The sequence below is a fragment of the Bradyrhizobium sp. USDA 4510 genome, from assembly GCF_054059095.1.
The window spans coordinates 6,411,241-6,423,053 of record NZ_JBSSBT010000001.1; the positions used below are offsets into that span (position 1 = coordinate 6,411,241).

Annotated in this window: 10 protein-coding genes; 8 read left to right on the forward strand and 2 right to left on the reverse strand. The window is 63.4% G+C overall.

Annotated features, from left to right (window positions below):
• Nucleotides 1–6 precede the first annotated feature (6 nt).
• Complete coding sequence (locus ACVMDN_RS29865; protein WP_141340369.1) at nt 7–1,347, forward strand: LLM class flavin-dependent oxidoreductase; 1,341 nt, start codon at nt 7–9, stop codon at nt 1,345–1,347.
• Nucleotides 1,348–1,418: 71 nt separating this feature from the next.
• Nucleotides 1,419–2,240, forward strand: coding sequence for a MetQ/NlpA family ABC transporter substrate-binding protein (locus tag ACVMDN_RS29870; protein ID WP_456814851.1), 822 nt, complete (start codon nt 1,419–1,421; stop codon nt 2,238–2,240).
• Here ACVMDN_RS29870 and ACVMDN_RS29875 read toward each other — a convergent pair.
• Together ACVMDN_RS29875 and ACVMDN_RS29880 are read right to left on the reverse strand one after the other, a co-directional pair.
• Nucleotides 2,237–2,995, reverse strand: a complete 759-nt coding sequence (locus ACVMDN_RS29875) for an SDR family NAD(P)-dependent oxidoreductase (RefSeq protein ID WP_057017428.1) — start codon at nt 2,993–2,995, stop codon at nt 2,237–2,239. The genes ACVMDN_RS29870 and ACVMDN_RS29875 overlap by 4 nt on opposite strands.
• Nucleotides 2,996–3,076: 81 nt before the next feature.
• Entirely contained in the window at nt 3,077–4,342 is a 1,266-nt protein-coding gene (locus ACVMDN_RS29880; protein ID WP_456814852.1) for an ROK family protein, read from the reverse strand.
• A gap of 241 nt (nt 4,343–4,583) precedes the next feature.
• On the opposite strand from ACVMDN_RS29880, the gene ACVMDN_RS29885 reads away from it, so the two are divergent.
• The 6 genes from ACVMDN_RS29885 to ACVMDN_RS29910 all read left to right on the forward strand — a co-directional run bounded on the left by ACVMDN_RS29885 (nt 4,584) and on the right by ACVMDN_RS29910 (nt 11,746).
• Nucleotides 4,584–5,549, forward strand: a complete 966-nt coding sequence (locus ACVMDN_RS29885; RefSeq protein WP_225158724.1) for a sugar-binding protein — start codon at nt 4,584–4,586, stop codon at nt 5,547–5,549.
• A 63-nt stretch (nt 5,550–5,612) separates the two neighbouring features.
• Nucleotides 5,613–7,139 carry a sugar ABC transporter ATP-binding protein gene (locus ACVMDN_RS29890; RefSeq protein WP_456814853.1) on the forward strand — a complete coding sequence of 509 codons (1,527 nt, stop codon included), beginning with the start codon at nt 5,613–5,615 and terminating at the stop codon, nt 7,137–7,139.
• Nucleotides 7,136–8,197 (forward strand): ABC transporter permease, encoded by a 1,062-nt coding sequence (locus ACVMDN_RS29895; protein WP_456814854.1) that lies wholly within the window; start codon nt 7,136–7,138, stop codon nt 8,195–8,197. The genes ACVMDN_RS29890 and ACVMDN_RS29895 overlap by 4 nt, the downstream gene beginning before the upstream one ends.
• 308 nt (nt 8,198–8,505) lie before the next feature.
• Complete coding sequence (locus ACVMDN_RS29900; protein WP_141340362.1) at nt 8,506–9,864, forward strand: carbohydrate porin; 1,359 nt, start codon at nt 8,506–8,508, stop codon at nt 9,862–9,864.
• Between the two features lie 35 nt (nt 9,865–9,899).
• The gene (locus ACVMDN_RS29905; protein WP_141340361.1) at nt 9,900–10,664 is read left to right on the forward strand and encodes an ATP-binding cassette domain-containing protein; all 765 of its coding nucleotides are present in this window, start codon (nt 9,900–9,902) and stop codon (nt 10,662–10,664) included.
• Entirely contained in the window at nt 10,664–11,746 is a 1,083-nt protein-coding gene (locus tag ACVMDN_RS29910; protein WP_200844438.1) for an ABC transporter permease, read from the forward strand. The genes ACVMDN_RS29905 and ACVMDN_RS29910 overlap by 1 nt, the downstream gene beginning before the upstream one ends.
• Nucleotides 11,747–11,813 lie beyond the last annotated feature (67 nt).

An 11,813-nucleotide genomic window follows, 5' to 3' on the forward strand; every position in this document is an offset into this window, starting at 1 on the left:
TCCGAGATGAGCAAACGACAGCTTTCCCTTAACCTCTTTATTTATCCCGGCGGCCATCACGAGGCGGCGTGGCGCTACCAGGGGTCTGCGGCGGATCGCATCCTTGACGTCAGCTATTACCAGGAGCTGGCGCAGCGTGCCGAGGCGCAGAAATTCGACGCGATCTTCTTCGCCGACGGCCCCGCGCTCGCCGACAATGTTCGCTACGCACAACGCTTCCGGTTCGAGCCGATCACCTGGCTGGGCGCGATCGCCGTCGCCACGAAACGGATCGGCCTGATCGCGACCGCGTCGACGACCTATACCGAGCCTTATAATCTGGCCCGCCTGTTCACGTCACTCGATCACCTCAGCGGCGGCCGGGCCGGCTGGAACATCGTCACGACCAGCACGGCACAGGCGGCGCAGAACTTTGGCTTGCCCGAGCATCCACCTCACCACGAACGCTACGAGCGGGCGCGGGAATATATCGATGTCATCACGCGGCTGTGGGACAGCTGGGAAGACGACGCCGTGGTGAACGACCCCGCATCCGGCATTTTCGCCGATACGGGAAAGATCCATCCGATCGATCACGTCGGAAAGCACTTCCGGGTACGCGGCCCGCTCAACATCTCGCGAACGCCGCAGGGACGGCCGGTCTATGTCCAGGCGGGTTCGTCTGATGACGGACGCGCCTTTGCCGCGCGCTATGCCGAAGCGATCTTCACCGCGCATCAGACGCTGGCGAGCGCCCAGGAGTTTTATGCGGACATCAAGCGGCAGGCACGCGCGTTCGACCGCAGCCCCGATCAGGTCAGGATCCTGCCGGGCATCAGTCCGTTCATCGCTAGCACGCAGGCCGAAGCCGACCTGTTGCAGGACGAGTTTAACGAGCTGATCCAGCCGGAATACTCGTTGACCCAACTTCGCCAGATGATCGGGCTCGACCTCTCCGGCTTCGACCTCGACGGTCCCTTTCCGCGCCACCTGATCGACACCGGCAGCGCCCGCGGGGTCGCCAACCGTTTCAAGCTCGTGGTCGACATCGTCGATCGCGAGCAGCCGACCATCCGCCAGCTCGTGCAGCGTCTCGCCGGGGCGCGCGGCCACTGGGTGATCGCGGGCCCGCCGGAGAAGATCGCCGACAACATCCAGACTTGGTTCGACAATGGCGCGGCCGACGGCTTCAACGTGATGCCGCCCTGGCTACCCGGCGGGTTCGATATCTTCGCCGAGCAGGTCGTGCCGATCCTGCGCAAGCGCGGCCTATTCCGCGACGAGTACAGCGGCACGACGCTGCGTGACCATTACGGACTGAGCCGGCCGCAAAGCGTGTTTTCCCGATCGATCAAGGCGATTGCCTGACGTGATCGAAACCGCCGACCCCGCGTCGGCCGGATCGCTATTTGCCCACAGCCTGAGGATTTGAGAGTTCAATGACCACTGCGCGCGTCCTGCTCGTTTCGACCCTGCTCATTCTCGGTGCTCTGACCGGCGCCGCCCTGCACGCGGAGACATCAGCCAAATCCGATCTGAAAGTCGGCTTCGTGCCGGGCCCCTACATCGACGAATTCAAGGTTGGCGTCGCGCCGGAACTCGAGAAGAAGGGCTACCGTATCCGCTATGTCGAGTTTTCGACCGGGCTGGAAGCCAATAATGCAGTGTTCAAGGGCGAGATCGACGCCAACGTCATGCAGCACACGATCTTCCTGAACTCGTACAACGAGCGGCAGCAAACCGACCTCGTCGGCATCGTCCACGTCCCGACGCCCCCGATGGGGCTTTACTCGAAGAAGCACCCGGTCGGCTCGCCGATCAAGCCCGGTTCGACCGTGGCCGTGCCCAACGATCCCGTCAATCTGCAGCGTGCGCTCTGGATCCTGCGCGATCTCGGCCTCGTCGAGATTCGCGACTCCAAGCCGGTCGATGTCAGCGAACTCGACGTGATCAAGAACCCCGGCGGCATCAAGATCGTGCCGCTGGAAGCGGCACAGGCGCCGCGCGCGCTCGATGACGTTGATTTCGCCGCCATCCAGGGCAACTTCGCGATCTACAGCGGCTTGAAGCTGACCAATGCATTCGCCCTGGAGAAGATGACAACGCCCTATATCAATGTGGTCGCGGTGAAGCAGGCCAATGCGGGCTCGCCGTGGGCGCAGGACATCGTCGCCGGCTACAAATCACAGACGTTCAAGACCACGATCCTGTCCGACCGCTTCTATGACGCGTTTACCTTGCCGGATTACCTGAAGCGCTAGACCCAGCCACCATCAACGATGTGGCTCTGGTTGGTGCAGGCACCGCTGTCATCGGCGGCGAAGAACAGCACGACGCGGGCGATATCATCAGGCACGAGCTTGCGCTTGAGGCATTGGCGCTGCATCAGTTCGGCCACGCCTTCAGACGTCAACCACAGATCCTGCTGCCGCTGGGTCATGATCCATCCGGGCAGGATGGAATTGACCCGTATGTTGTGCGGCCCGAGATCGCGGGCTAGCGCCCGGGTGAGGCCCTGAACGGCTGATTTGGCCGTTGTGTAGCAGGGCATGTTGCCCTGGCCGATCACCCAGCTCACCGAGCCGATGTTGACGATCGAACCGCCCCCTGCCTGCTTCATGTCCGGCGCGACCGCCTGAGCGCTGAAGAACTGGTGCTTCAGGTTGACGGCGATCCGCTCGTCCCAGAATTCCGGTGTGACGTCCTCGATCGCGTGACGATCATCGCGGGCCGCATTGTTGACCAGGATGGTGACCGGCCCGAGCGCCTCGCGGATGCCGGCGACCGCGCGCCGCAGCGCGCCGATGTCGCGCAGATCGGCATGTTCGAAGTGCACGCGGGCTTGTGCCCCGAGATCGGACAGTAGCTGCTCCGACGACGTCAGATCGATATCGATGAATCCGACCCGCGCGCCCTGGCCGATGAACCGGCGGACGATCGCCTCGCCGATGCCGGAACCGCCGCCGGTGACCAGTACGGTCCGGTCCTTGAGACTTGGATAGATGGCGCCCTGCATTGGCATCCTCTCGATATTGGCGCCTGAAGGGCGTCGGTTGCGTTGCTGCGGCTCAGGCAAAAGGGCCACAGATTCCGAGGTTCACTCGGTTGTCTCCATGAGGCTGCGGTCCACGACCCGCAGCGTCCGCCGCACCATGCCGTCGACGATGGTCGCCGACTCGCTTGGACGCACATATATTGCCGTGGACTTGAGCAGCCACGGCAGCACCGCCTGGTCGAGCCTCTCCTCATAGGCACTGCGCATCATGTCGAATGCCTGCAGGCCGGGACCTGCGAGGATGACATGATGCGGGCGCAGCACCGATATCGTCGTGGCGACCGCTTCGGCAAGCGCGTGGCCCGCCTGCTGGAACAAGTGCTCGAGACGGGAATCGCCGCTCCGCGCCCGATCGCGCAACAGAGCCATCTGCGCCTCGGACGGTTGCTGCGACGCCGCCGGCGGCAGGTCGAGAAAGGTGCGGGCATCGCGGTAAAGCGCATAGTCGGCAAGATGGGCCTCGATGCAGCCGCGCTGACCGCAGCGGCATTGCGGGCCGTTCAGCGCCAATTTGACATGACCGATCTCACTGCCCGCGCCGGCACCCCAGCGCACTTCACCGTCGACAATGATGCCCATGCCGACGCCGTGGCCCACCATGATCGTGGCCGTGAGGCCCTGCGCCAGTGCCGGTTCGGCGGCAGCGAGGGACAGCGCGACCGCGACCGCGTCGTTCGCCATCACGACTTCGACAGCGAACGCCTGGTGGATCGGCTTGGCAAGATCGACGTCGGTGATCGACAGCGCCGGGCTCCACAGATGCCGGCCGGTATCGCCGTCGACGATGCCCTGCAGCGCTATTCCGATTCCGAGCAAGCGATGTCGCGGCGTGGCGGTCGCCTCAAGCATGGCGTCGATCTGTGCGATCACGAGCTCGCATAGTGCGCTTGCATCGAGCGCGCGCGTCGCGAGTTCAAGTCGCGATTGCGCCAGGGCGGAGCCGCTGAAATCGGCGATCAGTGTCTCGACCAGATTCATGCGCAGCGAGACCGCGATGATGCGGCCAAATTCGGGATTCAGGGTCAGCAGGACTGCCGGCCGGCCGCGGCGACGGCCACCATCCGCGTCCTCTTCGTCGGCGTCGTCGGGCCACAGCGTCGCCGCATCTGTCTCGGCTTCGCACAGCAGGTCCTCCGCCATCAGCTTCGACGTGATGGCCGAAATGGCGGGGAAGCTCAGGCCCGTGCTGCGTGCGAGCTCGACCCGCGGCAACGGCCCCTGGCGTCGCAGGACCTCGACGAGACGGCCGGGGTTCGATCCGCGGGCCAGGCTCGAAGCACGTCTCAACGGCTCGGGCTGTTCGTTCATATTGCGCTTTTTAATTCTCTTGATGAAATTATTCAACGCAGGCTACTCGTTTGCGGGTCAAAAAGCGCGGATAGCGACTGGAAAACATCACCACTGTACTATTATTGGGTGAAGGCGTGATCATGAACATCCTTGACTGGACATTTTGTCGCGCTAATTTATTAGTTGCGTGAATAAAATAAGGCGTGAAAAGCGCCAGGCGTGAAACCCCCTCACCGGGGTTGTCGACAGGGAGGTGCATATGAATGTCTCAACCAGAAAATTGATCGTGCCGCTCATGGCGGGCGCTGCCGCGCTCGCCATGGCGACGGGGGTAGCACAGGCACAGCAGAAAAAGACCATCGCGCTGGTGACCAATGTCGCGGCCGACTTCTGGACCATCGCGGGCCGTGGGCTTGAGAAGGCGCAGAAGGAGCACCCGGACTACAATATCGAATTGATCGTCACCAATGAAGGGACGGCGGCCGGCCAGCGGCGCGAACTGGACGATCTGCTGGTGCGCGGCGTCGCCGGTATCTCGATCTCGGTCGACGATGCACCGCATGCAACCGAAGAACTCAATAAGGTTGCGGCCAAGACGGTGCTGATCACCACGGACAGCGACGCGCCGCAGAGCAATCGCCTCGCCTATATCGGCACCGACAACGTCGCGGCAGGGCGGCAGGCCGGCGAGGAGATCAAGAAGGCGCTGCCGAACGGCGGCAAGATCGCGCTGTTCGTCGGAACGATGGACGCCGACAACGCCCGCGAGCGGGTGCAGGGCATCAAGGAAGCGATCGCCGGCACCAAGGTCGAACTGGTCGACGTGTTCACCGACCAGGTGGACTTCGCCAAGGCCAAGGCGAACATGGAGAACGTGCTCGTCAAATATCCCGACATCGCGCTGCTGTCCGGCCTATGGAGCTACGAGACGCCGCTGATCTATGACGCGGTGAAGGCCGCAGGCAAGGCCGGCAAGGTCAAGATCGTCGGCTTCGACGAGGACCAGCGGACGCTGCGCGGCATTTCCGACGGCACGATCGAATCCACGGTCGTGCAGCAGCCCTACGAGTTCGGCTATCTCTCCGCCACCAACATCATCAAGACGCTGAACGGCGACAAGTCCTGGATTCCGAAGGACAGCAAGCTGATCGTGCCGACCAAGGTGATCAGCAAGACCAACGTCGCGGAGTTCGCCGCACATCTGAAGGAACTGCTCAAGAAGTAACTTCAGTCGGCTTCAACGCCCGGCCGCCACAGGCCGCCGGGCGTTGTGCAGGAGGACATGCGAATGGCGGAAACGCTGCTGGAACTCAGCGGAATCAGCAAGACCTATCCCGGCATCAGGGCGCTCGACGACGTCAATTTGCGCGTCAATCGCGGCGAGGTGCTGGGCCTGATCGGCGAGAACGGCGCCGGCAAATCGACGCTGATGCGCGTGCTGGCCGGCGTGATCGCGCCGAGCACCGGCGTGATCCGCATCGGCGGCACCGAGCACGCCCGGATGACGGTGACCGAGGCGACGCGATGTGGCATCGCCTTCGTGCACCAGGAACTGAACCTGTTCGAGAATCTCGACGTCGCGGCCAATGTCTTCATCGGACGCGAGAAGCTGGCCGGCGGCCCGCTGAAGCTGGTGGACAATGTGCAGATGCACGCCCGCGTGATGCCGCTGCTGGAACGGCTGGGCGCCGATTTCACGCCGGGCACGCTGGTCGAGAATTTGTCGATCGCGGAGCGCCAGATGGTGGAGATCGCCAAGGCGCTCTCGATCGACGCCCGCGTCATCATCATGGACGAACCGACCTCCAGCCTGACGATTTCGGAGACGGAGCGGCTGCTTGAGGTGATTGCCGACCTGAAGACGCACGGCATCTCGGTGATCTACATCTCTCACCGGCTCGGCGAGATCATGAGCTGCGCCGATCGCGTCGTGGTGCTGCGCGACGGGCGCACGGTGGGGGAATTGGCGCGCGACGAACTCAGCCACGCCGCCATGATTAGGCTGATGATCGGCCGCGACCTGAAGGCGCTATATACACCGCCGTCCTGCACGCCGCAGCCGGGCGGCTGCGATATCGCCGGCGTCGTGACCACTGCCTTTCCCGACCGACAGATCAATCTGTCGGTGCGGCGCGGCGAGATCCTCGGCCTCGCCGGGCTCGTCGGCGCCGGCCGCACCTCGCTTGCCCGCGCGGTGTTCGGCGTCGATCCGCTGCTGGGCGGCGAGATCCGGATCGACAACGCCCCGGTCGGCGTCGCCTCGCCGCGTGACGCGATCAGGCAAGGGATCTACCTGGTGCCGGAGGATCGCAAGAAATCCGGCCTGGTGCTAGAACTGCCGATCCGGGAGAACGTGACGCTCGCGAGCCTGCTGGATCATGCGCGGATGTGGCTGGTCAACGGCGCGGCCGAGTGCAGAATCGCCAAAGACCAGGCCAGGCGGCTGTCCATCAAGGCGCCGAGCATCGACATCGAAGCCGTGACGCTCTCCGGCGGCAACCAGCAGAAGGTGGTGCTGGGCAAGTGGCTCTCCATGCAGCCGCGCGTGATGTTCTTCGACGAGCCGACCCGCGGCATCGATGTCGGCGCCAAGAGCGAGATCTACGCGCTGATGCGCAGCCTCGCCGACCAGGGCGTCGCGATCGTGATGATCTCCTCGGACATGGAGGAAGTGATCGGCGTCTCCGACCGGGTGGCGGTGATGCATGAAGGCAGTGTTAGCGGCGTGATCGAGCGCGACCAGTTCAGCGAATACAACGTGTTGAGGCTGGCGGTCGGCCAACCGCTCGAAACCATGGAGGCCGCTGCGCCATGATGAAGAAGGAACTCGGCCTGTTCTTGCTGCTGGCGGTGATTTCCGCCATCACCGGCGCGATCAATCCGGCCTTCCTGTCGTTCGTGAATCTGCTGAACATGGCCAATCTGATTGGCCTGTTCGGCGTGTTCGCGCTCGGTGAAGGCCTCGTCATCATCACCGGCGGAATCGATCTTTCGCTCGGCTCGATGTTCGCGCTGCTCGGCGTCATCTTCATCGACCTGCTGACGACCTATCAGGTGCCCTGGCCGTTTGCGCTGCTGCTGGTCCTGATGGGCGGGCTTGCGCTGGGCGGCATCCAGGGCTTCCTGATCACGCGGCTGAAAATGCAGCCCTTCATCGTAACGCTGTGCGGCCTGCTGATCTATCGCGGCGCCGCGCGCTATTACACCAGCGATTCGACACGCGGCTTCGGCTACGGTGACGAGGCGAGCACGCTGAGCAACATCGCCTCCGGTAATATTGCGGGCATCCCGAACACCTTCATCTTCCTGATCATCCTTGCGCTGATCCTCGGCGTGCTGCTGCACCGCTCGGTCTACGGGCGCTGGCTTTATGCCGTGGGCAAGAACGAGGAAGCGGCGCGCTTCTCCGGCATCAACACCAATCTCGTGATCGCCACCGCCTATGTCATCAGCGGCGGGCTCGCCGGCGTCTCGACCGTGATGTTTGTGTTCTACACCAACTCGGTTTCTCCGAGTTCCTTCGGCAACTTCTACGAACTCTATGCGATCGCGGCGGCCGTCCTCGGCGGCTGCAGCCTGCGCGGCGGCGAGGGCTCCATTCTGGGCATCGTGCTCGGGACGGCGTTGCTGCAGGTGCTGCAGAACCTCGTGAACATCCTCGGCATTCCCAATTCGCTGAACTTCGCGGTGATGGGGACCGTGATCCTGATCGGTGTGCTGGCGGATCAGCAATTGCAGGCCCGTCGACGGCGCAAGGCCGCGCTCGCAGGCCTCGCCCGCACTGCACCAAGATCGAAGGAAAGCACATTTCTGCAGGGCGCAGCTTCGCATAGCGCGGCTGCGTTGCCGACGACGACGGGCGATCAGGCATGACAACTCGAAAAGGAAGAACCCGGACCGGGAATATGGTCGCGGCGGCTTGAGTAGAGGAACGAGGGGAAGGAGTTCGAGGCGCAAGATCGATCAAGCTCGCGGCGCTCGTATCCAATTTGGCGCAGCAAGCCTGGCCCAGTGAGCCGCAGGCAGACCCTCGCGACCGTCTCGGAGGGCTTTGCGTGCTGCATATTCTATCTTTGATTGATAGAGCGATGAATTGAAACTATCGCGTTCCCCGCTGAAGGGCTTTGGGCGGGAACGTGGCACAAAAATGGACAAAGCCGGGGACGCTGGGAGTGCAGAAAATGTCACTTAGGTCTGTAAACACCGCGCGGGCGTGCGGCGTGGGGATGGCGTTGGCGTTGTTATCTCTGTTCAGCGGCGGCGGCGCGCATGCGGCCGATCTCATGTCGAAGGCTCCGCCGGTGCCTTACACCGAGACCGATGACTTCTGGACAAGACCATATCTGTTCGGCGATCTCGGCAGGACGCAACTAAAGGAGCGAGGGATCTCGCTGGCCCTGACACTGGGCGACGAAGCCGTCGGCAATTTGTCGGGCGGCAACAGGAACACCGCGACCCAAGCCGGACAGCTTTTCTTTCAGGCCAAGTTCGACATGGCAAAACTTGCCGGCATCCATGGCGGCACGGTTGGCCTCACGCTGGTCGACCGCTTCGGCCGCAACCTGAATGACGAGGCGGGAATTCCGGCGCTGCAGCTGACCAACGAAGTGTTCGGCCGCGGCAGCATTCTTCGCCTGACCGAACTCTACTACTCGCAGAAGCTGTTCGATGATCGCCTTGAGCTCAAGGGCGGCCGTCTTCCGGTCGGCTCCGACTTCTTCTTTGGTCTCTGCGAGTTCATCAACCTGACCTTCTGCGGCGGCCAGCCCGGCAACATCCAGGGTGGCTACATCTACAATTGGCCGGCGAGCCAATGGGCCGGTGTGGTGCACTACAACTTCGCCAAGGAATGGCAGCTCTCGGTCGGCGTCTACGACGCCAACCCGAACTACCTGACGACGTCGGACTCCGTGACTTACTTCCTGCCGGGTGTCCCCGGCTCTAGCCCCGCCTCGGGCGTTCTGGTGCCGGTCGAGGTGGTCTGGGCGCCGAGCGGTCCGTTGAACGGGACCTGGAGATTTGGCGGCTGGTATGACAGCGCATCGACAATTGATGGCGGCCTACCGGGGATCATTGCGATCTCTCCGGGCACCGGCGGCGTCTCGGACCAGAATCTCGGAGATTCGCGCGGTCGTTATGGCGTCTATGAATCGATCCTGCAGCGGCTGACGGTTGAAGGTCCCAAGGCACAGGGCTGGTACACCTTCCTCAATACGACCGTCGCCGACCACCGCACGTCGTACCAGGATTACCAGATTGCATTCGGCTTCAGGCACACCGGAACGTTCGCCTCGCGCCCGGAGGACGAAGTCGGCTTTGCGGTCGGTACGACCCATGTGAATACCGCTGCGCTCACGCCCAACGCCGGAGGAAACGAAGTTCCGATCGAAGCCTGGTACGGGTGGCAGGCGACGGGCTGGATGAACCTGAAGTTCGACGCCCAGTATGTGATGCATCCTGGCGGGCGCGGGTACAATGCCGCCGGCGTGAAGACCGACAACGCCTGGATTCTCGGTCTGCGCACGCTGGTGCACTTCTGAGCGGAGGTGGCCAGCATGCTTGAGCAAAGCCAGCCATGGTAACCCCTCACGACGCCGGGCTAGCGGTCCTGGAGTTGAAGGGCATCGGCAAGGAGTTCGGCGCCATTCGCGCGTTGCATGGCGTCGACCTCCGCGTGTCGCCCGGCGAGGTGGTCGGCCTGATGGGCGACAACGGCGCCGGCAAGTCGACGCTCGTCAAGATCATTGCCGGCAACTTTCCGCCAAGTCACGGCGAGATCCGCTTTGATGGCAAGGCGGTTCATTTCGCCCGTCCGATCGATGCCCGTGCGGTCGGCATAGAAGTGGTCTACCAGGACCTCGCACTCGCCGACAATCTCACTGCGGCGGCCAATGTCTTCCTCGGCCGCGAGCTCAAGCGCAAGCTTGGTCCATTCGCCTTGCTCGACCACAAGGCGATGGCAGCGCGCGCGCTGCAGCTGTTCGGCGAGCTGCGCTCGGAGACCCGCCCGCACGATCTCGTCAAGCAGATGTCGGGCGGCCAGCGCCAGGCGGTCGCGATCGCGCGGACGCGGCTCTCCAACGCCAGGCTGGTGATGATGGACGAGCCGACTGCCGCGATTTCGGTTCGCCAAGTCGAGCAGATCCTCGGCCTGATCCATCGCCTGAAGGAACAGGGCGTTGCGGTCATGCTGATCTCGCACCGCATGCCCGACGTGTTCGCTGTCTGCGACCGCGTCGTCGTCATGCGGCGCGGCGAGAAGCGCGCCGACAAGGCGATCGGCGACACCAGCCCCGAGGAAGTCACCTCCCTCATCACGGGAGCGAAGGAGGCTGCGTGATGGCCACGCCCCTGGAATCTCCCCTCACCTTCACCAATGTCGGCAAGGCCAGATGGTGGCGCAGCGGCCTGTTCGCCTCGCAGACCGGCTACGTTCTGCTGGCGCTGGCGGCGCTGTTCGTGCTGATGAACTTCGCCAGCCCCTATTTCCTGACCGCAGGCAACATACAGAATGTGGCGAAGAACTTTTCCTTCATCGCCATCGCCACGCTCGGCATGACCTTCGTCATCATCACGGGCGGCATCGATCTCTCGGTCGGCTCCGTGATGTGCTTTTCAGCGATGACCACCTCAATGGTGATGACGCACGTCTCGACACCGGGCATGCCCGGCGCGGAGTGGTTCGTGCATTTAGCCCCTGACGGCAAGACCGTGATTGCCAATATGCCGGGCTTGATTCTGCTCGTCTCGGTTCTGGCGGGGCTCGGCGTCGCGCTGATTGTCGGCCTCGTCAATGGCTTCTGCATCGCGGTGCTTGGACTGTCGCCGTTCGTCACGACGCTCGGCATGCTCTCGATCGTGCGCGGCCTCGGCTACGTCGTCTCCAACGGCCGCGGCAGTTTTCCCGGCGGCCCCGACGCCGAATATTTCTACACGCTTACATCCGGCGTTGTGTTCGGCATGCCGGCGCCGTTCATCTATCTCGTGGTTCTCGCGCTGGCGATGGCGGTCGTGCTGCATCACACTGGTTTCGGCCGCCACGTCTTTGCCGTCGGCGGCAACGAGAAGGCGGCCGCGCTGACCGGCATCTCGGCCGTCCGGGTGAAGATCGAGATCTACGTGATCTGTGCGCTCGCGGCGGGTCTGCAGGGCATCATCGTCTCGGGCTGGCTGGGATCGGCGCCGGCAAACATGGCCACATCCTATGAGCTCAACGTGATTGCGGCCGCTGTCATCGGTGGCGCCAATCTCGCGGGCGGCGCCGGCGGCCCGCTCGGGGCCATTGTCGGCTGCGTGCTGCTCGAGGTGATCCGCAACGGCCTCGTGCTCGCGCAGGTCAACTCGTACTGGCAGCAGACCCTGGTGGGCGTGATCATCATCGCCGCGGTGCTAGTCGATCGTCTCCGCTCGCGCATGGCCTGAAGAGTTCGTCCTGGAGGATCATGGATGTCCGCCTATCCGCCTCCCGGAGCCGCAGATTTGAGCGGAT

Excerpts from the sequence above, each read along its gene's own strand:
- ACVMDN_RS29865 (WP_141340369.1), top strand. The coding sequence starts at position 7 with ATGAGCAAACGACAGCTTTCCCTTAACCTCTTTATTTATCCCGGCGGC.
- ACVMDN_RS29870 (WP_456814851.1), top strand. The coding sequence starts at position 1,419 with ATGACCACTGCGCGCGTCCTGCTCGTTTCGACCCTGCTCATTCTCGGT.
- ACVMDN_RS29875 (WP_057017428.1), bottom strand. The coding sequence starts at position 2,995 with ATGCAGGGCGCCATCTATCCAAGTCTCAAGGACCGGACCGTACTGGTC.
- ACVMDN_RS29880 (WP_456814852.1), bottom strand. The coding sequence starts at position 4,342 with ATGAACGAACAGCCCGAGCCGTTGAGACGTGCTTCGAGCCTGGCCCGC.
- ACVMDN_RS29885 (WP_225158724.1), top strand. The coding sequence starts at position 4,584 with ATGAATGTCTCAACCAGAAAATTGATCGTGCCGCTCATGGCGGGCGCT.
- ACVMDN_RS29890 (WP_456814853.1), top strand. The coding sequence starts at position 5,613 with ATGGCGGAAACGCTGCTGGAACTCAGCGGAATCAGCAAGACCTATCCC.
- ACVMDN_RS29895 (WP_456814854.1), top strand. The coding sequence starts at position 7,136 with ATGATGAAGAAGGAACTCGGCCTGTTCTTGCTGCTGGCGGTGATTTCC.
- ACVMDN_RS29900 (WP_141340362.1), top strand. The coding sequence starts at position 8,506 with ATGTCACTTAGGTCTGTAAACACCGCGCGGGCGTGCGGCGTGGGGATG.
- ACVMDN_RS29905 (WP_141340361.1), top strand. The coding sequence starts at position 9,900 with ATGGTAACCCCTCACGACGCCGGGCTAGCGGTCCTGGAGTTGAAGGGC.
- ACVMDN_RS29910 (WP_200844438.1), top strand. The coding sequence starts at position 10,664 with ATGGCCACGCCCCTGGAATCTCCCCTCACCTTCACCAATGTCGGCAAG.